The organism is Vibrio sp. 10N.222.52.B7, from assembly GCF_041474275.1.
Taxonomy (GTDB): Bacteria; Pseudomonadota; Gammaproteobacteria; order Enterobacterales; family Vibrionaceae; genus Vibrio; species Vibrio crassostreae_C.
In genome coordinates, this window is record NZ_JBFRTU010000092.1 from 1 (window position 1) to 25420 (window position 25420).

A 25420-nucleotide genomic window follows, 5' to 3' on the forward strand; every position below is an offset into this window, starting at 1 on the left:
ATTGATGGCAGTGCTAAAAAAGATATCACAGTGACCGTTCATGGCACCAATGATGCGCCAATTGCCTCGGCTGAAGTGCGTTTAGCGAATGGCTTAGAAGATAGCAAAATTGTCCTCACCCCAGCACTGCTACTTGCTAACACAACTGATATCGATGATAACGATATTGGCAAATTATCCATTGAGAACCTACACGCCGACCATGGTTCGATATTAATTAATGGCGATGGCACCTTTACCTTTACGCCAGAAAAAGACTATAACGGCGATGTCCATTTTAGCTATGACGTCAAAGATGCCCACGGTGGTGTGACCCACACCGGTGCATCAACAACACTCTCGGCAGTTGGCGATGCTGCGATCTTCGCCGGAGATAAAAGCGGTCAAATAACAGAAGATCGCCACGTACAAGGTGATGCCCAACATACGATATTTGTCACTGGCGTGTTGAATGTTATCGATCCTGATGCCGGTGAAGATCATTTTTACGACACTCGTAATGCCCATGCGATCAGTGATCCCTATGGCGGTCATCTGACCATTGGAAAAGCCGGTGATTGGGCTTATTCGGTTCCCAATGCCAATATTCAGCACTTAGCGGCAGGGCAAGTCGAGCAGGTTCAATATGAAGTAACGACCGCTGGTGGTGATAAACAAATTATTACCATCAATGTGCATGGCACTAATGATAAACCAACAGTTTCTGAAGTTATCGCAGGTGCACATAACATTGATGAAGATGCTGCAAATGCGACCTCTGGGCAAATTATTATCAGCGATGTTGATCATAGCGATCAACATTCTGTCAGTATTGATAGCCAACATCAGCCACAGTATGGTTCTGTTACCTATAATAGCAATACACAAACTTGGGTCTACACACTTAATAACAGCAATAGCCATGTTAATGCTTTAAATAATGGTGAACAATTGACCGATAAGTTTTCTCTATTAGTCGATGATGGACACGGGGGCATTACAACTCAAGAAGTTGAAATGCGCATTGATGGACACAGCGATGTTCCACCAATGCCAACCCTAGTTGCCCCTGCAAAAATTACCGGCAGTGCAGGCAATCAGGACCTGCATGCCTCAATCGGAATTCCTCCAATTATTCACCAAGGAACGCCTACGCCAATGACAGGCTGGGGAATATCAGATCACCACGGACACTCTCTCACTGCATTACACGGTCAATTTGGTACTTTGCATGTCAATCCTGCAACCGGAGAGTTGAGTTACGATTACCAACAAACTTCATCAGGCGTCGTTAAGACACATACAGGAGGCTCTTACGGTAGTGGTACAGACGAAACCGACTCGTTTGTTTTAACCCTAGGAGGCGATCAAAACTCACAAGTCGCGGTGCACCTACATTTGCACTCGCAATCCGTCCATGGAAACAGCGGACATCACATTGACCAAACCACACTAACTGGCATGGATTTATCGCCAATCGCTCCACCACCTCCTCCAGCACCCGGCATGAGCCAAGCGGATGAACCGGATGCCTCTTTCAGCACCCCTGATGAAGTTACTCTTAATTTTGATGAGGTGACGGCAAACCTAGAACATACAGCGATAGGCGAACACGAACAGCGTTCTGGTGCCCATGCTTACCTAGACGCTCTGGGTATTAATGCTGACTCGCCGTCTATAGATTCACCGTCACACAATGTACCAGTAGCGCATGATATCGATATCATTTTCAGTGATGCCGAGAGTGCTTATGGGGCTGAGCAAACTGACGATGGTATGAGTGATGGGCTGTCTCACCATACCGATAACCCATCTATTGATGATTCTTTACACCATCATAATGACGTTGACGGACTGCCTGACATAGACCCAAATAACTAGAACATCACCCCTTCGGTTAGATAAAAAAAGGAGCACGGCATGTGCTCCTTTTTTATGCAAGCCAGAGTGGAGGACTTTACCTCTCTCCAAACGCCACGCTAACATTGGTATAAATCGGTTTCCATAAGTATTGGAACACCGACTTCTCGCCAGTTGTGATGTCTACTTCACCCGTCATACCCGGCAGTATGGAAAAGCTTTCAGGGTTATCACGGAAGTAAGGCGTATCAACCGACACTACAACTTCATAATAGATCTCGCCACGTTCGCTTTGACTTGTGGTCGGTGAAATACTCTCTACCGCCCCTTTTAAAGCCCCAAAGCGGCTGTAATCAAACGCATCAATCTTGACTCGAGTGGGCTGCCCAACACTCACAAAACCAATATCTCTTGGGGACAAACGTGCTTTGAAGTCAGCGTTCCCTCCGACAGGCACAATTTCAACTACCGTGCCACCCGGCTGAATAACACCACCATCCTGCGTGCTTGGTATGCTTTGCACCAAGCCTTGTAGCGGTGACACTAACATAGTGTTCGTCAATTTAGCTTGGCTTGAACGAACTCTAGCATTCAATGCTGATAAGTCAGATACGGCTTTAGAACGATCATCGCTCACTTTAGCTTTCGCTTCCGCCAGAAGCTGTATGATTTTTTGGTCATTACTGTCAGCTTGTCTAATCAATACCGACTTCTTACCACGAGCTTCTTCGATTTTCTGTTCGATACTGGCCAATTTTTGTCGCATTTCAAGCACACGTAAACGTGAAATGTTACCCGCTTTATAACCCTTCTCCAGTATGTTCAACTCTTGCTTAGTCGCATTTAACTCTTTCTCATAACTCGGCAAGGCCTTTTCTACGCTACGAAGCTGCTCTGCAATTTGCTCGCTCTCTTTCTCAAGCACCACACGCTTTTGGAAGTAGAGGGCTTTTTGCGCGTTCAGCTGCGCTTTTTGCTGGCTGACGATCTCTGGGTAATCGACCTCAAACTCAGCAAGGTTAGGCTCACGTTGCTCAAGCAACGCATTCATACGTTCCACACTGGCTAAAAGCGTCACTTGTTGGGACTTTAGCTCTTCAAGGGCGGTACGCTGGAAAGTGGCATCAAACTCAACAAGCGGCTGGCCTTTCTCTACCAACTGGCCTTCTTTAACAAGAATTTGCTTTAACTTACCGCCAATCGCACTTTGTAATACTTGCTTCTCGCCTTCCGGAATCACAGCACCTTTGGCTTTGGCGATTTCATCAACTTGAGTGACTACAGACCAAGTGGCAAAAGCAATAACACATAAGGCAACCGACCATGTGGCCAGCGCCAATGTACGAGCCGTATTTTGTGATTCAACAAGCTCACCGTAGCGCTTGCCCTTCTCGATAGATTGTTTAGTCATTAGCGACTCCTTGCTTAGACTCTGATTGTTCTTGTTGGGCTGCATTTTGTTGAGCAGACGCCTCTTGAGTTGACGGCTGTAGCTCTTGAGATAACGGTTGCTCAGATAACTGCGGTTCTTGAGAAGCTTGAGGCTCTGAAGGCTGTTCCTGCTTCGAAGACTGCTCCGGCTCTAATGGACCGGCATAAACCACTGCACCTTCATTTAATACCACCACTTTATCGGCAAGCTTGATTAAATCCGGATCGTGGGACGTGTAAATCACCGTTGCTTTTCCTTTTTTCGACTGCACAAACTCACCAAATATACGTTTAGCATTTGGGTGAGCATCAGGCACAGGATTATCCATTAAGAACATTGGGTAGTCATAAACCAGCGCTTTTGCATCAATGAGGATCTGCGCGACGCTGCCAGACAACATGTCAAAAAGGCTGTCCGGCTGAATACTGCTGATGGAAGTATCGAGCCCACCTGATAATGTCTCGAACCAACGCTTTCCGCCGACCATTTCAATTGCAGAGATCATTTTCTGAGCTTCGACTTTGTGACCGTCGTTTAGCCACTCTCGAATACTCAGCGTAAGCAAATCAGGATATGCGGCTCGAATGAAACACCAGTGGCGATAAAGCTGCGGGTCGTATTGAACGAGGTTAACGCCTTCAAGCTCGACCATGCCATTTTGGATAGGCTGCAAGCCAGACAGCACTTCAATTAATGTTGATTTACCGCTCCCAGAAGGGCCGGTAATCGCGACAACTTCACCGGCTTCAATATCAAAACTCACACCATTCAAAGCGGGGCGACTCTGTTTGGGATAGCGCAGCGTCACTTGGTCTAATTTCAAGTTAGGCGCTACCACGGGTAACGGGTGATGCTGGTAACTGAATTCACGCTCAGACGGCTGAGACAAAATACGGTTCACTTGCAGCTTGGATTGATTAAAGCTATTAAAACGCATCGCGCTGTTTGCCAACACCTGAGCAGGACCCGTCACCTTAGATATCAACATCATTGAAGCAATCAAACCACCGGGCGTCATCACTTGTTCAAAAATAAGTCCTATGCCTAACCCCATCACGGCGAGTGTCGAGCCCACACCAATGAAATAGTAAATCGAGGTGTACCGACTCTGGAGAACCGATTGATTAAAGGTCACTGTTGAAGCAAGAAGATTGGCCTTTTTGAAGCGTTGAATCCAGTGCTCTGAGAATCCAGCACTGCGAATAAAGGCAAGCTTGGATGACAGCTCATTAGTCATGTTTTGACGATTCGTACCTGCCACTGTCGATTGCATCGAGCGCTTGCTGCTAGAGCGTATCGAGCGTTTTGCTAGCAAGTAATAAAGGATTAAAGAGACGACTGGAACCAGTACCAACCATCCGCCTAAAACTCCTATCGCTAGTACAAAAATTAGAATGAATGGTAGGTCAAATAACGCATTTCCTAATGGCCCCGATAGCACACCTGAAATACGCTCTGACAACATCACTTGGTTTTGCTGACTAGAAGAAGCTGTTTGCTGATTTTGAGCATAGCTATTACGAAGCAGACGCTGCACGAGGGATTGAGAAATCTCACGACTTACTCGGTTGGAAACTGAAGCAAACACTCGGCTACGTAATGTTCTCAACCAACCCATCATCACAAACAACAACGCCGCGCCAATGGCGATACCTTGCAACTCATGCCCTGCATCACCACCAATCACATGGTCATAAATCGACATCGTGATGAAGGGAACAGCAAGCGCAAATAAGTTAGTGATAAAGCTGACCAATAACAATTTAGGAATGATGGGGCGAAACGCATGTAACCTTTCACCAACCCAATCAGGAGAGGCCTTCTCTAATGGTGGCCCTTCGATAACAATACAAAACTGAGGGACATCGGTGATGTCGTTATTGGCATTAAAGGCAACAAATTGCTTGGATTCCAAATGACCAGAGACCAGCTCATGTTCACCAAGTACCAGTAAGACCAATTTATGTTCACCAACTTCATCTAGGTTGGCAACCAAGCGATAAGGCAGTGCAAGCCTGTCGAACAAGGCAAACATATCGTCGATTGATTCAATGCCATTTTCATCGACCCATTGATGTGCGAACAACTGGATATTAGCATTAACTTCCAACTGCTTAAGAACGGAAAGGCTCTCGGTTTCTAAATGATTCATCACCTCTTGTCGACCGCTGGTATCTGCACGGTTGTTCGTACCTGAAGGGTTACCAATATCTAAACGATTCATACGACGGCCTCCTGATTGCTCTCGCTGTCGACCGTAATAGCTCGACTTTCCACTGTAATGATTCGATTAGCAAATTCGCGAAGCTTCGAATGGTAGCTCACCATCAGTATCGTGCGTCCTGCCGTTACTTCTTCTTCCAACACCTTAGCTAGATTCCCAAGGGCGTCTAAATCAAGTGAAGAATCCGGCCTTTCCAACATGATTATGGGTTTATCACTTGCCAATTGAGCCGCGATATTGAGCATTTTCACGTTACCCATACTCAACAAAGAAGCACTCGTATGGCCAATTTGTGTCTCTAGTCCATCGGGTAATCGAGTAATCTCTTTGGTTAAACCCAAACGCTTTGCATAGTCACTGGCGCTTTGCGTTTTCTCAGGGTCAAACCCGCACAAGTTGTCGAGAATAGTACCCGACACCAACTGCCCTTTAACGCCACAGTAGGCAGCAATATTGGTTACGGATGCGATTGAAACTGCAGCTCCGTTAATGAAGCACTCACCCGCTTTTAGATCATCAATACCTGCAATCGACGACAATAAATGACTGTTGGTGTGGCGATCCTCACTCTCTAACAAAACCAACTCACCTTTATTCAGTGTGACATCTGCATGAGAGAGTTCACCATATCTTTCAACGGTCGCTTGCTTGATTTCCAACGTCTCAAAGTCAGATAAGTGGTTCTCAACTTGCTCAGAATCTGAAGATTCCGATAATGATAAGTCACTCAATTTTTCTATTGCCTGATTGGCACTGTGTATTGAATTAAGCTTAATTCGAACTCCCACCAGAGCACTCAAAGGTGCAACCGCTCTGCCAGATAAGATAGAACATGCCGCCAAGCCACCAGTAGTTAACTGACCATCCAACACCCACAAGCTCCCCGTAATTACGAGTAAAACTGACGTGGCTAATGCGGCAAGCTGAATACATTCTTGGGCAAAGGCGTTCTGTTCTTCTTCTCTCGCTTTAGACTGAGAGCGAACGCTATTGAGGGATTTAAACTGATTGAAGATTCGAGACTCAACAGCCTGACGTTTGATTCCTTGAATGGTTTGGCTCAGTAAAATCAAGAACGCTTTTCGCTCCCGCTCATCTTGGGAAGCTTCTTCACTTAAGCTTTTAACGCGAATAGAAGATAACCAAACGATTCCGAGAGTAATCAGCCAAACTGCCAAAGGTATCGCCACCAGCTCACCGCCGATGTAAGCCACCAAGCCCAAGAAGATCAAGGCAAAAGGCAAATCAATAAAGCCTGCAATCACACCACCGGAATACCAATCTTTGACTTTGGATACAGAACCAAGCCCCTCTTCCACGCCGCCAACACCAATGTGGCGGAGATGGCCTGATGAAGCCGTTGTTACTCTTTCAACCAAAGTTTGATAGGTCGCTTTCTCGGTATTGCTGGCCGCGGCTGACAAAAGCCAAGTACGCACAAACCGGATCAATGCTTCCATGGCAACAGCCAACGCTGCACCCGCCAACAACAAAGTGGCAGTACCGTAACTTTGGTTAGGTAAAATACGATCGTAAATTTGCAAAACCGTTAACGGAACGGCGAGAGAGAGAAGATTTATGAGTAAAGAAGGCAGTAAGACTTTCCCCACCACCCCTTTGTTTTTCATTGAACTTGCGGGCATACACAATCCTTATCCATGCTTATGAAATAAGATTGGTACACCATGTTGAGTATTGCAAGGTAACGGACTGATTTAACGTGTTTTTCAATATAAATATGACACAGATCTTTCTACACAAATCTGTGGCTATACCCGTACCTTAAAAACGCTCCTTACAAACGCTCGTTACAAGTGCTCCTTACAAACAATTGTCGTAATCCGTTATCGCCTGCTTTAACTTTGAAAAGTCTGAGTTACATAAATACGGTTTCAGCGCTTCAAATTTATCTGAGGGCCACTCGTATATTTTGAATGACATGAGTTCGTCAATAACGGACTCATCAAAGCGGTATTTGACGACTTTAGCTGGAGAACCACCGACAATGCTGTATGGAGCGACGTCTTTAGTCACCACACTATTCGCTGCAACCACAGCGCCTTCGCCAATCGTCACACCGGGCATCACCATCGCTCTCATGCCTAACCACACCCCATCTTCAATGTGAGTGTCACCTTTGCCAATGTAGGCATCGTCGATTACATCCATAAATGGATACAGCGAAAACCAATCAACTCTGTGGGTATGGTTGCCACCCATTAAAATCACAACCTCTGCGCCAATGCAGACATAATCGCCGATATGGAGTTCGTCGATTTCCCATCGAGGCTCCCACTGGCGGCTGACTTCGTCGCCATGTAAATAACGGACGACAGATTGCTCGAACCCATTATCCCAGCAATCGCTGTAATAACTGTGTTGACCTTTTACGTGAATATTGGGGTTGGTTACGACTTCATGCAGCAACTCGAATTTGGACCAATGCTTCTTTTGCATTTTTACCTCTGAATGATCTATTTAGTTTTATTCGTTAACTATCAAAATGTTCGACGATGCAAATCCAAGGTGCACAAACTAACGCCCTATAAACACAGGGTTCACTGGGATGAATAGTGAGTATCACGCTTAAATCATAGCAATGTCGCTAAAACTAAAGAGACGTCAGTGGATTCGAGGTTGCTTAAGAAGAGGAAGTAGTTTCAAAGTTTGCTCAGTTTTATCGATAACTTGGTTGGATAATTTACAGGCGTAGTGTATCTGTTTAGTCGCACCAATTTGACAGGAAGATGTGATTAATAAGGTTTCAAATTTCGTTTCATGGAATACGGAATGAACAAGAGCCTGCGCGATTACACAGGCTCAAACTTAGACTCTGCTATAAACTTCGGAGCTCGCTTGGAGCTAGGATCAGCGACTACATGCGAGCAAGCTGTGCTTTTCTGTCTTTATTCACCACACAAAAGTTACCGCGCTTAGTACGACATTTAGAGCATCGTTCGCATTCAACAGGGCTTCTATCCCCTTCCTTCCAACGCTTAACTAAATGGGGTTCAGAAAGCAGCGGTCTTGAAAGCGCGAAGTACTCAATACCCGTGTTGTTTGCAATCGCTTCGATAGCATCAAAATCTGTCAGGCCACCAACCGTGATAACTGGGATATTAACTTCTTGGCTGATCGCGTGACCATACTCATGGAAGTAGCCTTCAGCTTGAATGGTAAAACCATCGTGCGACTCGCCAATCATAGTGTCTGCTTTGCCATGAATATTACCTGACACGACAATGCCATCCACACCCACTTGTTCAAGCTTTTTACAGACAATACGTGTTTCCTCAAAGGTGACGCCACCTTCAAAAAACTCGGATGCCGTGAGCTTAACCAAGATAGGGAAATCATCACCCACCAGCTTACGTGTCGCGGTATAGATCTCTAACAAAAATCTCATGCGGTTTTCTAAGCTACCGCCGTATTCATCTTCACGTTGGTTGTAATAAGGGCTTAGAAATTGGTTAATCAGGTAAGTGTGAGCGGCATGAATTTCAACGCCATCAAAGCCTGACTTCTGTGCTCTCAAAGACGCTTGAGCAAACGCATCAACAATGTAGTCGATCTCGTCTTTGGTCATCGCTTTGCCTAGAGTTTGAGTTCCTTTTTCTGGAACCTCACTTGGTGCGTAGATTACTCGCTCGCCAAGGTCATGCGTGGTTTTGGTGCCACCATAAGCCAACTGCATCACGATTTTAGAGTCGTTGTCGTGCACCAGTTGAGTCAGCTTTTGATACTCTTCAATGAATGAGTCGTTATACATACCCATCATGCCTGCATTCGGCTTTTCTTCTTCAACAATGTTCGCGTAGCCCGTCACGATCAGGCCGACTTCACCTTGAGCCAACTCTTCATAGATAGCGTACAGTTTATCTGTCATATGCCCATCTTCGGTGGCCATATTTTCCCACGTTGCACTTCTCATGAAGCGATTCTTTAGTGTCATCTTGCCAATGTGGGTTTCTGTAAACAAAGTGCTCAAGTGTCTTCCTCTCAAAATCGTGTTACGCAAGTTACCCATTAAGCATGGGCACTGATTCAGGCGGATACTACAGAGAATAAGGCAGCGAAAACTTAATCTAGATTAAGAGAGCGGCACTCTCATGTGAGAAAGATATAGAAAGCATCAAAAAGAGATAAAAAAGATTGGAGAAATGGTAATAAAAGAAAGTCGCTAAGTTTTAATAAGCGACTTTGTTCAATTTAATCTGGACTAAGTCAATGGTTCTTACGAGAGGTGTCCGCCTGCGAATTTCTGCCTGCTAACAGTTATTTGAACTCATAGGTGTAAGACGCGCCAACACTGTTATTTTCACCGAAATCGTCCTCAGCAAAAATAGTGAAGAAGTTGAAGGATTGAGCATCACTCAACTTGAAGCTAGCACCGACGCCTGCCCAATACCCTGAATAATCATCAGACCCCATTGAACCGCCACCGAAGCCCATGATAGACCATTCATCAGTAATCGTTTTTAAACCAAACGCACCAATGTAGCCACCGTGTGTTGAGCTCGACATCAATACATAATCAGAGCCAACGTTATCATCATCGAAAACCGCCACTTCGCCATCATTATAACTGTAGCCAGCCATAGGGAAGATTTGCCAACCGAACGGCTCAATGTCGAAATAACTCAGTGGTATAAATGTGCCAATACTGTAGTTGTTCTTATAAGCATCGTTGTCATATTCAGAACGGCTAAAGTTGAAGTTAACAATACCCATAGGCAACAGCCATGAGCCGCCTATTCGCCATTCTTCGCCATTTGCGTTAACACGAGCATTGATCATTCGTGCTTCATCAAGCCCAATAGACCCAGAGAACTGCAGATCTTCGTTATAAGCAACGCCAGCTTTGGTTACGATTTTAGTCGGATCATCAGGGTGCTTCTCTTCAGCAAAAGCACCCGTTGAAAATAAAGACACTAAAGTAATGATTAGTAGATTACGTAATGTCATTAGAAGGTCGCGCTAACACCAACAAAGTGGATACGGCCATCGAACGAACCATTCAACAGATTAACTTGACCAAATCGACCATATCGATCCATCTCAACTGAACCCAAATCAGCGTATTCATAGAACACATCAATTAAGATGTCGTCCCAGTAGGTAGATGCGCCAACTGAGTAGCGGTACTGTTCACCCACAGGAAGGTCAACCCATTGCATTGACGGATCGTCTTGCGGAGAAGTTTCGTAAGAGAAGCCAGCTTTCAAACGCCAGTCTGAATTCAATTGATAATCCGCACCTACCGCAAATTTCCAAACGTCATCCCAGTCACGTTCAATCGGAACACCATTAATTGGACTTCCTGCTATTCCAAAATCAAGAACGGTTGTATCCCATTCACTCCAACGGTGGAACTGAATACTAGCAAGCAGGTCAAGTTGAGAGTTCAAAGCATAGCTCGCACTGACATCGATGATTTCAGGTAAAGCAATATCAGTTGATAATGAATTCAATACGCCTTGGTTAATAACGCCATTTACATCATTGTTAAACTCATGCTCTAGCTTAGAACGGTAACTTGCGCCCAGCTTAAGTTTATCTGTCGGTGTGTACATTACGCCAAGGTTATAGCCGTATGCCCAGTCAGTATCTTGCTTCGCAGTAAGCATTGACGTTGTTTGTTGGAATGCAGCCCAACTGAATTGCACACCCGCGCCTACTGACCATTGGTCATTCAGCTTATAACTCAGTGATGGGTTCACTTGCATTGCAGTAAGAGTGATATCTTCTAGAAGTGCAGCACCCGCCCAATCACTGCCGTAATCAAGGCTAGAGCCGCCAACAGCGCCAAGCGCGATACCAAGGTGTAATTTGTCAGTGACTTGATGCGCGTGGAAGACACCAAATGAAGGCATCACTGTATGTGCTTTACCGTCTTGCTTATCGCCGTTGTCTTGATACTGCATCTCAAGATCGAACGCCATGGTATTGATGGTCGTTTTGCTTTCGCCCATGTGAGACATAGTGGCAGGGTTTGTCCACATCGCCGCTGCAGATCGAGTGTAAACACCGTCGCCAGCACCAGTAGTACCAGCGTTGGCAACGACAGCTTCTTGCAAAAACAGGCCACTTGCGAATGCATTTAAGCTCGTAAAAATTGCAGTGGCAGCTAGAGAGTAAGTAAAAGTTTTGTTCATCAGAGCGCTCATTTAGCCTTAGACATTAAATTGCTCTAAGGTTACCGCAAAGCCCCATAAACAAAGGGAATATCGATTATTCCTGTACAAACATTATTTGAACTTTCTTGCTAAGTAAGAGCGTGGCTTGTCAGGATGAATTTCACGCTGTGCTGCTATCGCTCGGTTCTTACCTAACCCTACTTTGATCTGATACCAAGTTTCGTAGAACACAGCCATTCCGGGGCTTGACCACCAAATCTTGTTGTAGAGTTTCTTATTAGCAGCGACGACATCTGGCGACCGATTCGCACACTCAAGTGCCAACGCATAGGCTTCAGCGTAAGGATCTTCGGCAATCTTGGTCACCAACCCATATTCTTTAGCGGTTTCACAGTCGATCACTTTGGCCGTCATCGCCATTTCAAGGGTGTGATCTTTACGCATCAGCTCTCTAAAAGCGATAGCGCCTCCCATGTCTGGAATCAGACCCCACTTTGCTTCCAATATAGAGAAGTTCGCATCCGGGCTAGCAATTCTAAAATCACCCCCACTGACCAATTGCAGGCCGCCTCCCCAACAACGACCATGAATCGCAAAAATGACAGGGCATGGAATATCTCGCCAACCCAATGAAAAGCGTTGTGCAGCGTTAGGCAATGTCGGTAGCCATTTAAACAAGAGCTTCATCGCCCCAGATTTACTGGTTAATAGGGACTTAACATCAAGCCCTGAACAAAAATCAGAACCCTCACCTTTTACTATTACGGCACGAATCTCGGTGTTCTTTTTCAGCTGAGTCACCATGTTATTCACGCCTTGAAACATTGCCATATCAATAGCATTGAGCTTATCGGGTCGATTCAACACAACCGTCGCAATTTGGTTTTCATCGATAGAACAAGTAATACGATCGAGGTTTGGCATGGTGGCTACCTTATCAGTGGTCAGACCTTTAGGTTATACATTTTATTAACATATGCCAAACTTGCACATTAAGAAGCGAGACCTGTGTTGCTTAACGTCTTTCCCTTTACACAAACGACATCAACAAAAAAGCAGTGATGGATCGCTCCATTCACTGCTTTTCATCCGTAGCTTTTATCGCCAATGGCTTTGATTGCCAGTAGCTTTGATTAGCAATGGCTTTCGGTCATGAGCAAAACCTATGTTCTTCGAGATTTCAGTAGCAAGAAGATAAAGTAGCTGCCAGCAATAATGGAAACTAACGTCCCTGCCGCAAGCTGCGCTCGGAACACTACCACTTGCCCTAAGCAGTCAGAAAATAGCATATATTCTGGTAACTTAAACCAAAGCGCTGAACATTAAAAAGACCATTGAAATTCATCATTTCAATGGCCTTCTCGTTCCTACTAGCCAGGCAGCTAGCTAATTACCTAAGCAACTAACTGAGCTGAGACTCTCTCGCTTCTTGGCTACTGAAACCACGCAAAATGTTAAACAGGGTAATCAATGTGAACAGCATGATAACGAGCGATAAATGCCACGCTTCCCCTAACCCTAACTGAACCAGGCCCATACTCACCATTGAAGACACCACCATCTGCCCGCCACCAGACATCGCAGCCGCCGCGCCAGCGTTCTTCTTATAAGGCAACATCACTAACGCCTGAGCACAAGGTAACGCAATACCATTACCAAGGATCATCAAGAACTGGCCAAGCATGAGATACAAAGGTTCGAGTGGACAGAAGAACAGCCACAAGGCCGCAGCAACGTGCAATACAGGTGTGCATAACAGAGTTTTCTTGTTACCCAGCATAGGGCGAATACGGTTACATAAGCCTGTTCCGCCAAGCATGCCTAATGCTGGAATCACCGCCCACATTGCGTATTCATCTGACGTCATACCAATCTGGTTCTGCATGATAAATGGCATCACCGACACAGTGGTGATCATCAAGCTAAAGTTAAGCCAACCGATACTCGCAAAGCTCATAAAATAACGAGAAGTGAGTAACTCTTTATATTGAGAAACCATTCTCTTAGGCGAAGGGATCGCCGAAACCTGAGTGACGGTTTCCTTAAATTTGAACGCTAACACCACCCAAGCTAATGAGACATAGCCAAGTAGCGAGATAAACACCATGCTCCAGCCAAAATGGAAGTTAATGAATCCACCGATAACGGGCGCGATCAAAGGTGTTATAGACGCAACCATAGCAATGTAAGACATCGCCAAAGGCAAGTCTGCCCCACTGAATCTGTCTCGCGTAGAAGCACGAGCAAGTACCGCGCAACAACCGGTTCCTAAGCCTTGCAGGAATCGCCCCATCACCATGCTAGTAAACGAATGGCTGAAGAAGATGATCATCAATAACCCAAGCATGGCAATCAACAAACCGCTTAGCAGTACCTTCTTGCGTCCCAAAGCATCGGAAATAGGGCCATAAATAAACTGGGAAGGGCCAAAGCCTAATAAATACACACTCACCAAAAGCTGGGCTTGCTCTAGCGAGACATCAAAATCTTTTGCGATCCAAGGCAAAGAAGGAAACACCAAGCCCATACTGAGTTGGCCGATACTGATGACCAAGCACGCAAGTAAGATCGATTTAAAATCAAATCCACGACTCATCGTTTAATAGGTCCGTTCGAAGAAAAATCGTGCGTATCTAACTCACAACATAAAAACTGAGAAAATAGCGAAAATGCTGCTGGTGAGTTGTTCATAATGCTCCGACGGGATCAAATAGAGAAAGGCACAGTAAACATACGTGAGCTTGTATAATCATACAATAGGCGTTCAACTAAATATGTGAATAGTCACTTTTCAGCAACCTCGGCTTTCCGCCAATCGGTCACAAGCGCTAGACTAACACTAGATGCTCATAATCAAGGGATTTCAATGAACACTCATCACCGTATTTTTTCATGTGCTTTGGCGCTGCTTGCCTCAGGTCCTGTAACGTCAGCCTTTGCTTGGCAGGCAGAGAAGATCACCGACGGACTCGTGATCCCTTGGGGACTGGCTTATGTCAACGATAAGTCCATGCTAGTCACAGAAAAATCAGGCGTCATTAAACATGTCGATTTAAAAACTGGCGATCAACACACACTCTTCAGGCTGCCCAATATATGGGCGAAAGGCCAAGGTGGATTATTAGATATCGCACTTTCCCCTTTTGAAAACGGAAAGTTCTACGTCACTTACAGTAAAGACATCGATGATGAAGGCGTAACAACACTGGCTTCTGCTAATTACAGCAATAATGAAGTCATCAATTGGACAGACGTGTTTGTAACTAAATCCAGAACGGACACAGGACGTCACTTTGGTAGCCGTATCACCTTTGATGATAGCCACCTGTATTTTTCAATCGGTGATCGAGGTGATCGAGACAACGGCCAAGACACCATGACTCACGCCGGATCAATATTACGACTGAATGCCGATGGAAGCACACCAAGCGATAACCCATTCACGGATAACAACAAAGTGCTCAATGAAATTTGGAGCTTTGGCCATCGTAATCCACAAGGTCTGTATTACGATTTCCCGACTCAAAAGCTTTGGTCGATTGAACACGGCCCTCGCGGTGGTGATGAAATTAACCTAATAAAAGCGGGTGCCAACTATGGGTGGCCTGTCACCTCACACGGAAAAGAGTATTGGGGCCCTATCAGCGTTGGCGAATCGGAAACCAAAGATGGTATTGAAGCGCCAAAAAAAGTCTATGTTCCTTCAATCGCTCCGGGCAGTTTGCTTGTTTACCAAGGAGACAAATACCCAGAGCTGAAAGGCAAACTGCTGGCTGGCGCACTAAAACTTACTCACATCAATATTGTGACAGTCAATGAACAAGGTGAGGCAATCGAGGAAGAACGCATTTTAGAGGACTTGGGCGAAAGGGTAAGAGACATCGAAACTTCACCAAACGGAGACATCTTCTTCAGCACTGATAATGGCAACCTGTACCGCTTGAAAAAGTAGCCGAGACCTCGTTCAAGTAAAGGCACTTACCTTACAACGACATTTATAAATATAAGCCGTTAAAAGTGGGCTCAACGCCCAGTTAGCGGCTTTAAATTTGCAAAAATGAATGCGCTAAAACAGTGCATTTACTCCAAATTCGTCATCAATTTCGACCACCTTTTTCACAAAAACTACAACAAATCACCATACAACTGTAACTCCATGATATTTAAGGAATGCAAAGTTTGACTACCCCCAAGTTTCTGCAACCTTTCCCTATGTATTCGATTGACTATCCCCTGATTTGATTTAGACTCGTTCCCGGCTAGAAAGAAAGTTCTTTGTATATAAACATTTCGTTGGATTACTAGTAACCCCGTTGTGTTGTACGCAATAGCAATAAACTTTTCCACGCTATCAGTGCCACAATTGGCTCAAAATAAAAATTTAATTTTAGGATATCATCATGTCTAACACAGTTACTGGTACAGTAAAATGGTTCAACGAAACTAAAGGCTTCGGCTTCATTCAACAAGAAAACGGCCCAGACGTATTCGCACACTTCTCTGCTATCACTGGCGACGGTTTCAAAACTCTTGCTGAAGGCCAAAAAGTTGAGTTCGTAGTATCTCAAGGTCAAAAAGGCCCACAAGCTGACAGCATCAAAGTACTTTAATCTAGTATTTTAAAGCTTTCTAAAAATAGCCAGCCTCTGCTGGCTATTTTTTTACCCGCTATTCAGAGATTTAAGGTAATATTCCCCTTCACTATTTCTACCTAAGACACCCTCTCAATGGCTCTTAAACCGACAATCTACAAGTTTCGTATCTCTTTAACCGATATGAATCGCGACTATTACGACTCTTTCAATCTAACGGTTGCACAACACCCTTCTGAAACAGAACAGCGAATGATGGCTCGAATCATGGCTTTCTGTATCAATGCGTCTCCTGAACTTGAGTTCACTAAAGGGTTGTCTAGCATTGAAGAACCCGATTTATGGCAGAAGTCGTTAGACGATCAAATCCTAGAATGGGTCGATGTGGGCGAACCCGATCCAGAGCGTGTTAAGAAGGCAACTCGCCTATCTAAATCAGTACGCGTATTCAGCTTCAACACTAAATCAAACGTTTGGTGGGAGCAGAACAAAGGTAAATTCGGCTACCTAAAAGCTCAGATCGTTCGTCTAGACAACGATGGTATTGAGCAGCTAGCGGCGATGACACAACGTACGATGGATCTTTCAGTCATGCTGACGGGTAACTCTGCTTTCATTAACAGCGATACTCAATCGGCAGAAGTAACGTGGGAAGAGCTACAGAGTAATGACTGAGCGTCCAACCCCGAATAATTCGCAAACAGCAGCTAGCCAGCTAGAAGAAGCCAAGCAACAAGCCGACGCGCAGCAAGAAATCAAAGCTAAACAACAAGCTAGAACCAAGCTTCACCAGTGTTTAAAAGAAGCAGGTTTAGCTTCAGTCAAAGCGCTCTCGACAGGCTACGAGAAAGAGCTGTCGTCATTTATTGATGAAAACCACGCTTTGTTTAAACACGCTTGCGAGAACAAGCCGGAGAACTCTGCACGTCAGACGTTGCTTGGCTTGCTAACCAAGGTACATATCGATGCAAGCTATCGCTTTGAAAGCAATAAAGAAGCGAATGAGGCGATGCAAAATGTATTCGATAATACAGTGGGAACTGAGCACAGCGACAAGTTACAAAACTCTAACGCTCAACAGTTAAAACTAGTCACGCATTTGTGGTTGTTCATTCAAGGACGACTAGGAATGGATTACAGCCTAGCCAATGATCACGCAGCTGTAGCCGCTACGCTACTGTCTCGTATATCGAGAAGCAGTGATGATGAGATTCGCGTAGAGTTCATGGCCAGTTTTTACGATGGTTTGAGCATCTATCAAGCCGAGAACAAGCCATCCGGTATTGTTCACCACTTAAAGCGTTTGTTTAACCTTTCTTAAGCACTCCACCAGCGACTGATTCTAGTTACGCTCTATATGCTTTCAACAAACGTTAAGATATAGAGCGTGCTTTTTCTGCTTGGCCGCAACAGATTCCCTATTACGTTCATTCCTCACTTTAGGGAATGGCGAAAGTGAATAAGTCGCTCATTCTTCACTTTAGGGAATAACAGCATTCTCAGCCATTACAGTTGACTTCATTGCAGGCGTAAAAAAGCCCCGCATAAAGCGAGGCTTAGAATATATTTCAATGAACATCAATTTACAGAGGCTAAATTGAATTCAACTAATAATGCAGTGAATCAACGCAGGCCGTGTAAGAACTCGTGGCGCGTTGCTGGGTTTGATCTGAAGATACCGCCTAGAGCTGTTGTTGTCGTTTCGCTGGTTGCATCCATTACACCGCGAGATTTCACGCAGTAGTGAACCGCATCCATGGTTACAGCAACGTCATCGGTTTCGAGTAGCGTTTGCAATGCAACAAGGATCTGCTGAGTCATACGCTCTTGAACTTGTGGACGCTGAGCAAAGAATCGAACAATACGGTTAATCTTTGAAAGGCCGATGATTTTCCCACGAGGGATATAAGCGACCGCAGTCTTACCATCAATCGTCACTAAGTGGTGCTCACAAGTACTGGTCACGGTAATGTCTTTTACTCGTACCATCTCACGAACGCCCATCTTGTTTTCGATTACCGTAATTTTAGGGAAATTGGCGTAATCCAAACCAGAGAAAATTTCATCCACGTACATTTTAGCAATACGTTGCGGTGTTTCTTCCAGACTATCGTCCGTAAGATCAAGTTCAAGGAGAGTGAGAATCTCACGCATATGGTGTTCGATTCGTTCCTTTTTCTCTTCTCGGCTAACCTGGTTTGGACTCATTGGTGTCTCTAAACCACGGCTTGCTAGCGCATCTTTAACCAACTTCGCTGATTCGCTAAGACCTGACATTGAACTTCCTCTTTTATTACCCCTTCTGGATGGCAAACAAGGATACTCGGAATTTTGAATAAATACACCCATATTTTAAGGGAGGTCATTATTTACGGGGCTTAAACTGTGCTAGAGTGGCTAGAATTTCGTTGGCGAACCATCATGATTTGATAACTATTGAATCCCTATTGCCAACCGCCAAATCAAAATAATAACGATCAAAGGATTTCAATTATGGGCTGTTGCGACGCTCCGGGCTTGATGCCAATTGAAGAAGCACTAGATAAGCTGCTATCACCAATTCAACCTATTCAAACGACCTTATCACTGCCATTAGCAGAAGCATTGGGTTACGTACTTGCTGAAGATATTCTATCCCCTATTTTCGTCCCTCCTTTTGATAACTCAGCAATGGACGGCTATGCACTGCGCTTAGCAGACCTAGAGAACAGTAAAGTGCTGCCTTTAGCGGGCAAGTCCTTTGCAGGTCAACCTTTTGAAGGTGAATGGCCAGCAAACACCTGTATTCGCATTATGACTGGCGCAAAGATCCCGGAAGGTTGTGACGTCGTAATCATGCAAGAAAACACGGCTGAAACTGACGCTGGCATTGAGATTCAGCAAGACGACATCAAGCTGAACAATAACATTCGCCCTACCGGTGACGACATCAAGGAAGGCGATATCGTTCTTAGCCGTGGCGAACGTTTAACACCTCGTGACATTCCAATGATTGCTTCGCTCGGTGTGAGTCATGTAACTGTGGCACACAAACCTAAAGTCGCTTTCTTCTCTACTGGCGATGAGCTCAAGCCATTAGGTCAGCCTCTTGAAGATGGTCAGATCTACGACAGCAACCGCTACGGTATCAAACCACTGATTGAAGCGTTTGGTTGCGAAGCAATTGACCTAGGTATTATTCCTGATTGCCCTGCAACGCTTAAAGAAACCTTTGTAAAAGCGCAAGAACTGGCAGACGTAGTTGTCACTTCTGGTGGCGTAAGTGTCGGCGAAGCTGATTACACCAAAGACATTCTTGAAGAGCTTGGCGAAATCGGCTTTTGGAAACTAGCAATCAAACCAGGTAAACCATTCGCATTTGGTGAGCTAGACAACGCTTGGTTCTGTGGCCTACCGGGTAACCCAGTATCAGCAATGATGACTATGTATGTGTTAGTTCAGCCTATGCTGGCTAAATTAGCTGGTCACACAGCATGGACAGCACCAGAGTCGATTCCTGCTATCACTAAATCTGCATTCAAAAAAGGCCCAGGCCGTACTGATTACCAACGTGGCATCTACTCGATTGAAAACGGTAAGTTTGTAGTAGAAACAACAGGTAACCAAAGCTCTGGCGCTTTCCGCTCAATGAGCTTAGCAAACTGCTTTGTGGTACTAGAGCGCGAACGTGGCCGTGTTGAAGTCGGTGAAACGGTTCAGATTCAACTGTTTAACTCCACGCTTTACTAACGAGGCTTGCTGATGGAAATACTGTCTGACGCAGAGATGCTTCGCTATAACCGCCAGATCATTCTCAAGCAGTTTGATTTTGAGGGTCAAGAAGCGCTGAAACAGAGCTCGATTTTGGTGTTAGGTGCGGGTGGTTTAGGCTGTGCCTCTGCTCAATACCTTGCGACTGCGGGTATTGGTAAGCTAATGCTGATCGACGACGATGTTGTCGAGCTTTCAAACTTGCAACGACAAGTGCTTCACACCGATGCTGATATTGGTAAGAAGAAAGTCGTTTCAGCCGCTGAATCATTACAGGTGTTAAACCCACACCTTAGAGTTGAAACGGTCGACCACAGACTTGATGACGAGGCACTAGCAAAGCTCATTGAAGCGCATTCGTTAGTACTTGATGCCAGCGACAACGTTGAAACGCGCAATCAACTTAACCGTTTGTGTTACGCCTCAAAAACGCCACTTGTATCGGGCGCTGCGATTCGCATGGAAGGTCAGATTAGTGTCTTCACTTATCAAGATGCTGACGCACCCTGTTACCAGTGTTTAAGCGCTCTATTTGGCAACGCTGCTCTAAGCTGTGTTGAAGCCGGTGTGATGGCACCTGTTGTTGGCATGGTAGGCGCGGCTCAGGCTTTGGAAGCTATCAAGGTTATTGCCAAGTTTGGACAACCAAAGCAAGGCAAACTTTTGATTCTCGATGCCATGTCTCACAGCTGGCGTGAAATGAATTTAATAAAGATGCCTAATTGTTCGGTGTGTGGTAAGTAATAAAAAGAGCCAAAGCCCATTGAGTTGGCTTTGGCTCGTTACCCTAATACGTTGTTAATGATTAGAAGTATATTCAGAAGCGACGTAATCTAGCTCCTTTTGCTCTACGAGCATCTCAACTACAATTTCAGGTAGTGATGGAACCCCATGAAGAAAACCTTGTTGGTTAAAGCCGCCTAGAGCTTCCAGAAATGCACAGGTGTCTTTATTTTCAACACCCTCATAGATAATACGTGCGTTTTTTACCGAAACGAGCTTCTTAACTTCATCGATTTTTTGCATGTAATCAATGTTATGGCAAAGTCCCCATGTAATGGTTTTATCTATTTTTATCTCACTAATAGGCAGTTTGACAATACGTTCAATATTCGATGCTTCCATCCCAAAGTCATCTATAGAGATCTCAAAACCATTCAACCTTAGCCGTAAAATATTTGCCAACAATTCTTTTTCAATATTGCCTGAAAGCCCCTTTTCAGTCAGCTCTACAACGATAGTATGCTCAATACCTTGCTTATAGATCTCGAGTAGATTATCGACAACATATTCATCAGTCAGTAAATTAGGATCGATATTAATTGAGAACCTCAACGATTTATCAAGTTCACTGAAGTGGAGATGATAATCCTGAATGAATTTATTTATCACGATATTGGTAAAAACCTTTTGCTTTCCTAGCTCTTCAATTACTGGCAAAAAATAGCTCGGTGGAAGTAAGGTCCCGTTTTCATCAGACCATCGTGACAACACTTCAAACCCCGAAATAACATTTATATCCGAAACAACTTGCGGCTGATAAACCAGATTGATGGGAAAATCGTCATCGATGATTGTTGCACGGTTACCAAAGCCAAGCTCGCTTTTGGTTATGGTTTCAACTTCAAGTGCTTTATCAACCAACTCACTTATTTGGTTAGCCCAAATAGGCTTTTCTAGTGAAGCGACAACATTTAACTCATAGAGCTTTCCAAGCATACTCACCGAGCTAACAATGGATTTATCCAAACCTGAAATAATGATTATTTTAGACTCAACATTTTGTTGCGACATCATACTCAAGAGTTCAAATCCATCGCCATTGGGCATCATGATGTCCATAATCACCAAATCAAATGATGCGTTTTGCATTTTGCTCATTGCATCGAACGCATTTTCTGCAAACTGTACAGATGTTTTTTTATTAGATAAAGAGACCGCATTTTTAATGACCTCTCTCGATAGTTCAACATCGTCAACAATCAATACTGTGTTATTCATTCTCTTCACCTTTATAGTTTGCAATAATATCCATCCAAGTGCGTTGTGATTTCATTTTCTTTGAATCCAAGTTCATGACCTTCATTGATCTATCGTTACTTCTTACACTTCGATACTCGCAGCCCAATGAAAAAAACAGATCAAAAATCCTTTTGCTTTTCAGTAGTATATAAAGCTCTTTATCTGGATTTAAGCTTTGTAGATACTTGTACGCCTCTCTGCCCATTGTGTCTGTAAATGACGAATAATGAGTGCAGTTAAAAGTAACAACTAAATGTGCTCTATCTTCTTTAGATACTAAGACTTGCTCCAAAAAATCTGCTGCAAGATTATAGTTAGCACTTAATAAGTGTCCGATTAATTGCCCATTAACCGTGACGAGCGTTAACTCTCCAGAATATTGATTTATTATTTTTTCAATAATTACCTTTCTACTCATACCTAAATCTTCTAAATTACTGAGCATAACGTTATCCTCATATTCAAAGATGACATCAATTAACTTGGTAATCTTCCCAAGAAGGAATGAATTATTTGAGTTAATCACCGTAACTTCTGTTTGGACGTGCATGTTCATATCAATATAACCGTTATTATTAAATTTATTCGTTAACCCTGTGAGAACTGTTTGTGAGTCGTTTGCCTCCCAAACATCAAATATGTTGACTCCAATAAGGTCCAGTAACTCGTTTTGACGTTTTAAGTGGGGAGTTGTTACTCCTCTTTCCCAACGGCTTAGTGTCACAACGTCCAGGTTGTTAAAGTTAGAGTTACTTCTTTGAATCGCATCAACAAAATTAGTTTGAGACAAACCATTATTAACACGAAACGTACGTATAATATTTCCAAACATAGCTTTATTTTCTTATTCGTTATTGTGATTTAGCTTATTTTTAATTAAATACGAACAAAAGCTAAGGGCAAGCTGTGATTGAATAATTTGAAAATGCCCAGCTACTCTCAACACTTATTGGATGATAGTTATTTTCATAACAGTTTGGGCATTATCTTGATGACAATGCCCATAACTCTCAGAAAAACAGATGAAAATAATACATGAAGATCCGAAGATGGCTTACCCTCAGGTTATAGGTAGGAGTATTTAACTAAGTTAGCAAGTACCACCTGATAAAGCGCAATGAAGCTTTAGCTTTAGATCGCTCGGGTTGAGCGGTTTGGTTAGATAACACGAAAAGTATTGGTCCATTCGAGCCTCTTCTTGAATGGTAGCTCGTGCCGTAACGGCAATTATAGGTAACGATGGCTTACGCTTTTCCAACTCAGAAGCAAGCTCAATGCCATCCATAACCGGCATTGAAATATCCGTCAGTACAACATCAAAGTCATGTTCAGAAGCGAGTGCTAAAGCCTCCAAACCATCATTCGCGGTCATGCATTCACAACCTAGCTCGTTTAAGTGGAACTCTAGAATTTCTCGGTTGAACTCAACATCATCAACGATCAAGGCTTTTTTACTTGTGCAGTCTAAGCGCTCTCTAACGTTATATACCTGTTCAGCAACACCGTTAGAACACTCAAGAACATTCATAATTTCTTGAGCTGGGAGTGAGATAACAAAAGTACTACCGGTGCCGAGCACACTCTCAACACGCAACGAACCCTTCATTAACTCTACGATGGTTTTAGTTATCGCCAAGCCCAAGCCAAAACCAAACTGTTGGTCTTCTTGATTAACCTGTTCAAAGCCGTTAAACACCGCATCCAATTTATCTTGGGGAATACCGACTCCAGTATCGCTTACGGAGATATTGAATGCTCTATCGTCGGTTGAAACTTCTATTGTCACCCCTCCCTTGTTTGTAAACTTCAATGCGTTCGAAACTATATTATTGATTGCTTGCTTAATACGAAGCTCATCAATCATCAATGTTGTCGAAGCATCGACATTGCATATAATATCAAGCGACAATTGTTTAGACTCGCTAAGCGGAAAAAACGTATTTTCAATTTCGCGCATCAAACTCATTACTGACAGGCATTTAGGGTTTAATGAATAGCTTGCTGCTTTTACTCTTTCAAAATCCAATAGGTCATTCACAATGCCTAAAATAGTATTGCTCGCACTCGAAATACCGTTCAGCTGATGGCGATATTCGTCAAAGTTTTTGCTATGGCTTAGCATATGTGTATAACCAATAATCGCGTTCAGTGGCGTGCGAACCTCATGGGACACATTTGAAAGCAGCACCGATTTCTGTTTATTGGCCTCACTCGCCTCTTGCGCTGCTATCTCGTACTGCTTCGTTCGCTCTTCAACTTCATATTCAAGCCCTTCAATCAAATTTTGAATCTGGATCCCAGCCTCAGAATAAGCCTTTGAAAGCTGTTCAATTTCGTCTCCATTACTATAAACAGTATGTCTGGATTTATTAAAATCACGCTGCTTTAGATATTTAGCTTGTGCGATCAATTTAGAAATAGGTATCAGCATCTTATTCACCGCGATTGAGTTAATAGCTAAAAACAGACCAAGCAAAAGGATATAAGCAAAGAACAGGCGTTTGATCAACGAGTTATCACCAGATAAAACCAGCTCTTTGGTGGTCGCATAACTGGAACGAATCACATGCTCTGGCGTGACTAAAATCAACCTCCAACCGGTTTGACGGTTCTGAACAAAAGTGACATTGAAAACACCTTTTTCGCCACTTACCACAAAACTACCCAAGTAATGTGACATGATATGGCTTCCGACACTCTTTTGAATTTGTTCATCAAAAACACTTTCAGACATCAATTGGTCGACATTCTGTTGTAGATTCGACGCGATAAGCTTGCCGCTGTCGTCTACTAAGAAATAACGGTATTGGAATTCATCGATCATATTTTCAAAAGTCAGTGAACGAGAAAAATACTCTAAATCTAAATCAAATTTGAGTAACGCGTTATCCCAGTGCTCTGGACGGATATAAATGGCAAACTTAGTGACGTGCCCCACTTTAACTTCTTTCCCTATATAGAAATTCTTGTAGTGGATCATGCGACTAAAATCGACAGAAATAGAGCGGCTTACAATACCATTTTCGGTGATAGAGACTTCTTGGTTGCGTTCAGTGTCAATAAAAAGCACCTTTTTGATAAAAGGCTTACGCTCTGTGTTGATATAAGCCAGTTGTTTATTACGAAGTGCCTCGTTTTTCGATTCATTAACAAAATCATGAGCAAAATCAATCGCTACATGCTCCACTTCCTCAGTGATCAGCTCGACCTCTTTATCAAGGGTTACACTTTGAGCTTTCACAAAGGTAAGTAGAAGCTTTTTGTTATTTCCCGTAATGCTCTCCTTTATCTCTTCAAATTGGTTTTGTGAAGAAACCTGAACGATTTCGATAGCGGAGTACGTAAGCAACACCACAAATAGAACCAGTATTGTTGCGTTGGTGAAAATGATTTTATTTTTAAAAGACACGTTCATATCCTCCAA

The 25420-nt window shown here is 43.8% G+C and carries 20 protein-coding genes; 7 read left to right on the forward strand and 13 right to left on the reverse strand.

Annotated elements, in window-relative coordinates:
- Window positions 1-1860: VCBS domain-containing protein (locus AB4512_RS19820; protein ID WP_372175424.1), on the forward strand; the 1860-nt coding region annotated here is incomplete at its 5' end.
- A 76-nt stretch (window positions 1861-1936) separates the two neighbouring features.
- Here AB4512_RS19820 and AB4512_RS19825 read toward each other — a convergent pair.
- The 9 genes from AB4512_RS19825 to AB4512_RS19865 all read right to left on the reverse strand — a co-directional run bounded on the left by AB4512_RS19825 (window position 1937) and on the right by AB4512_RS19865 (window position 14228).
- Window positions 1937-3250: an HlyD family type I secretion periplasmic adaptor subunit gene (locus AB4512_RS19825; RefSeq protein WP_017061737.1), complete on the reverse strand. Its 1314-nt coding sequence runs from the start codon at window positions 3248-3250 to the stop codon at window positions 1937-1939.
- Window positions 3243-5495, reverse strand: a complete 2253-nt coding sequence (locus AB4512_RS19830; RefSeq protein WP_372175427.1) for an ABC transporter transmembrane domain-containing protein — start codon at window positions 5493-5495, stop codon at window positions 3243-3245. The genes AB4512_RS19825 and AB4512_RS19830 overlap by 8 nt, the downstream gene beginning before the upstream one ends.
- Window positions 5492-7138 carry an ABC transporter transmembrane domain-containing protein gene (locus tag AB4512_RS19835; RefSeq protein WP_372175429.1) on the reverse strand — a complete coding sequence of 549 codons (1647 nt, stop codon included), beginning with the start codon at window positions 7136-7138 and terminating at the stop codon, window positions 5492-5494. The genes AB4512_RS19830 and AB4512_RS19835 overlap by 4 nt, the downstream gene beginning before the upstream one ends.
- A 178-nt stretch (window positions 7139-7316) precedes the next feature.
- Window positions 7317-7952, reverse strand: coding sequence for a CatB-related O-acetyltransferase (locus AB4512_RS19840; RefSeq protein WP_017061734.1), 636 nt, complete (start codon window positions 7950-7952; stop codon window positions 7317-7319).
- 418 nt (window positions 7953-8370) lie between these two features.
- A complete protein-coding gene (locus AB4512_RS19845; RefSeq protein ID WP_372175431.1) occupies window positions 8371-9483 on the reverse strand; it encodes an NADH:flavin oxidoreductase in 1113 nt (370 codons plus the stop codon).
- A 287-nt stretch (window positions 9484-9770) separates the two neighbouring features.
- Window positions 9771-10460: a hypothetical protein gene (locus AB4512_RS19850; protein ID WP_372175433.1), complete on the reverse strand. Its 690-nt coding sequence runs from the start codon at window positions 10458-10460 to the stop codon at window positions 9771-9773.
- Window positions 10460-11650, reverse strand: coding sequence for an OmpP1/FadL family transporter (locus AB4512_RS19855; RefSeq protein ID WP_372175434.1), 1191 nt, complete (start codon window positions 11648-11650; stop codon window positions 10460-10462). The genes AB4512_RS19850 and AB4512_RS19855 overlap by 1 nt, the downstream gene beginning before the upstream one ends.
- A gap of 93 nt (window positions 11651-11743) precedes the next feature.
- Window positions 11744-12556: a crotonase/enoyl-CoA hydratase family protein gene (locus tag AB4512_RS19860; protein ID WP_017066674.1), complete on the reverse strand. Its 813-nt coding sequence runs from the start codon at window positions 12554-12556 to the stop codon at window positions 11744-11746.
- Window positions 12557-13034: 478 nt separating this feature from the next.
- Window positions 13035-14228: a multidrug effflux MFS transporter gene (locus AB4512_RS19865; RefSeq protein ID WP_136976044.1), complete on the reverse strand. Its 1194-nt coding sequence runs from the start codon at window positions 14226-14228 to the stop codon at window positions 13035-13037.
- Between the two features lie 270 nt (window positions 14229-14498).
- Here AB4512_RS19865 and AB4512_RS19870 point away from each other — a divergent pair, with 270 nt between their 5' ends.
- From AB4512_RS19870 to AB4512_RS19885, 4 genes are all read left to right on the forward strand, one after another.
- On the forward strand, window positions 14499-15584 hold the full coding sequence (locus tag AB4512_RS19870) for a PQQ-dependent sugar dehydrogenase (protein ID WP_372175436.1): 1086 nt from the start codon (window positions 14499-14501) through the stop codon (window positions 15582-15584).
- Window positions 15585-16032: 448 nt separating this feature from the next.
- Window positions 16033-16242, forward strand: a complete 210-nt coding sequence (locus AB4512_RS19875) for a cold-shock protein (protein WP_010430417.1) — start codon at window positions 16033-16035, stop codon at window positions 16240-16242.
- Window positions 16243-16359: 117 nt separating this feature from the next.
- Complete coding sequence (locus tag AB4512_RS19880; RefSeq protein ID WP_017061727.1) at window positions 16360-16899, forward strand: YaeQ family protein; 540 nt, start codon at window positions 16360-16362, stop codon at window positions 16897-16899.
- Window positions 16892-17545 carry a hypothetical protein gene (locus tag AB4512_RS19885; protein ID WP_372175438.1) on the forward strand — a complete coding sequence of 218 codons (654 nt, stop codon included), beginning with the start codon at window positions 16892-16894 and terminating at the stop codon, window positions 17543-17545. The genes AB4512_RS19880 and AB4512_RS19885 overlap by 8 nt, the downstream gene beginning before the upstream one ends.
- A 302-nt stretch (window positions 17546-17847) precedes the next feature.
- Here AB4512_RS19885 and folE read toward each other — a convergent pair whose 3' ends face one another.
- Window positions 17848-18501, reverse strand: a complete 654-nt coding sequence (gene folE, locus AB4512_RS19890; protein ID WP_017061725.1) for a GTP cyclohydrolase I FolE — start codon at window positions 18499-18501, stop codon at window positions 17848-17850.
- Between the two features lie 216 nt (window positions 18502-18717).
- Here folE and moeA point away from each other — a divergent pair, with 216 nt between their 5' ends.
- Complete coding sequence (gene moeA, locus AB4512_RS19895) at window positions 18718-19953, forward strand: molybdopterin molybdotransferase MoeA (RefSeq protein WP_372175439.1); 1236 nt, start codon at window positions 18718-18720, stop codon at window positions 19951-19953.
- A gap of 12 nt (window positions 19954-19965) precedes the next feature.
- The gene (gene moeB, locus AB4512_RS19900; protein WP_065583719.1) at window positions 19966-20718 is read left to right on the forward strand and encodes a molybdopterin-synthase adenylyltransferase MoeB; all 753 of its coding nucleotides are present in this window, start codon (window positions 19966-19968) and stop codon (window positions 20716-20718) included.
- A gap of 54 nt (window positions 20719-20772) precedes the next feature.
- On the opposite strand, the gene AB4512_RS19905 is transcribed toward moeB, so the two are convergent.
- The 3 genes from AB4512_RS19905 to AB4512_RS19915 form a co-directional block, all read right to left on the reverse strand.
- Window positions 20773-21975 (reverse strand): EAL domain-containing protein, encoded by a 1203-nt coding sequence (locus AB4512_RS19905; RefSeq protein ID WP_372175440.1) that lies wholly within the window; start codon window positions 21973-21975, stop codon window positions 20773-20775.
- A complete protein-coding gene (locus AB4512_RS19910) occupies window positions 21968-22828 on the reverse strand; it encodes a helix-turn-helix transcriptional regulator (protein ID WP_102319859.1) in 861 nt (286 codons plus the stop codon). The genes AB4512_RS19905 and AB4512_RS19910 overlap by 8 nt, the downstream gene beginning before the upstream one ends.
- 258 nt (window positions 22829-23086) lie before the next feature.
- A complete protein-coding gene (locus AB4512_RS19915) occupies window positions 23087-25411 on the reverse strand; it encodes an ATP-binding protein (RefSeq protein WP_137001857.1) in 2325 nt (774 codons plus the stop codon).
- Window positions 25412-25420 lie beyond the last annotated feature (9 nt).

Bases quoted from the DNA above. Each gene is read 5' to 3' on its own strand.
- AB4512_RS19825 (WP_017061737.1), bottom strand. From the start codon at position 3,250: ATGACTAAACAATCTATCGAGAAGGGCAAGCGCTACGGTGAGCTTGTT.
- AB4512_RS19830 (WP_372175427.1), bottom strand. From the start codon at position 5,495: ATGAATCGTTTAGATATTGGTAACCCTTCAGGTACGAACAACCGTGCA.
- AB4512_RS19835 (WP_372175429.1), bottom strand. From the start codon at position 7,138: ATGCCCGCAAGTTCAATGAAAAACAAAGGGGTGGTGGGGAAAGTCTTA.
- AB4512_RS19840 (WP_017061734.1), bottom strand. From the start codon at position 7,952: ATGCAAAAGAAGCATTGGTCCAAATTCGAGTTGCTGCATGAAGTCGTA.
- AB4512_RS19850 (WP_372175433.1), bottom strand. From the start codon at position 10,460: ATGACATTACGTAATCTACTAATCATTACTTTAGTGTCTTTATTTTCA.
- AB4512_RS19855 (WP_372175434.1), bottom strand. From the start codon at position 11,650: ATGAACAAAACTTTTACTTACTCTCTAGCTGCCACTGCAATTTTTACG.
- AB4512_RS19860 (WP_017066674.1), bottom strand. From the start codon at position 12,556: ATGCCAAACCTCGATCGTATTACTTGTTCTATCGATGAAAACCAAATT.
- AB4512_RS19865 (WP_136976044.1), bottom strand. From the start codon at position 14,228: ATGAGTCGTGGATTTGATTTTAAATCGATCTTACTTGCGTGCTTGGTC.
- AB4512_RS19870 (WP_372175436.1), top strand. From the start codon at position 14,499: ATGAACACTCATCACCGTATTTTTTCATGTGCTTTGGCGCTGCTTGCC.
- AB4512_RS19875 (WP_010430417.1), top strand. From the start codon at position 16,033: ATGTCTAACACAGTTACTGGTACAGTAAAATGGTTCAACGAAACTAAA.
- AB4512_RS19880 (WP_017061727.1), top strand. From the start codon at position 16,360: ATGGCTCTTAAACCGACAATCTACAAGTTTCGTATCTCTTTAACCGAT.
- AB4512_RS19885 (WP_372175438.1), top strand. From the start codon at position 16,892: ATGACTGAGCGTCCAACCCCGAATAATTCGCAAACAGCAGCTAGCCAG.
- folE (WP_017061725.1), bottom strand. From the start codon at position 18,501: ATGTCAGGTCTTAGCGAATCAGCGAAGTTGGTTAAAGATGCGCTAGCA.
- moeA (WP_372175439.1), top strand. From the start codon at position 18,718: ATGGGCTGTTGCGACGCTCCGGGCTTGATGCCAATTGAAGAAGCACTA.
- moeB (WP_065583719.1), top strand. From the start codon at position 19,966: ATGGAAATACTGTCTGACGCAGAGATGCTTCGCTATAACCGCCAGATC.
- AB4512_RS19905 (WP_372175440.1), bottom strand. From the start codon at position 21,975: ATGAATAACACAGTATTGATTGTTGACGATGTTGAACTATCGAGAGAG.
- AB4512_RS19910 (WP_102319859.1), bottom strand. From the start codon at position 22,828: ATGTTTGGAAATATTATACGTACGTTTCGTGTTAATAATGGTTTGTCT.
- AB4512_RS19915 (WP_137001857.1), bottom strand. From the start codon at position 25,411: ATGAACGTGTCTTTTAAAAATAAAATCATTTTCACCAACGCAACAATA.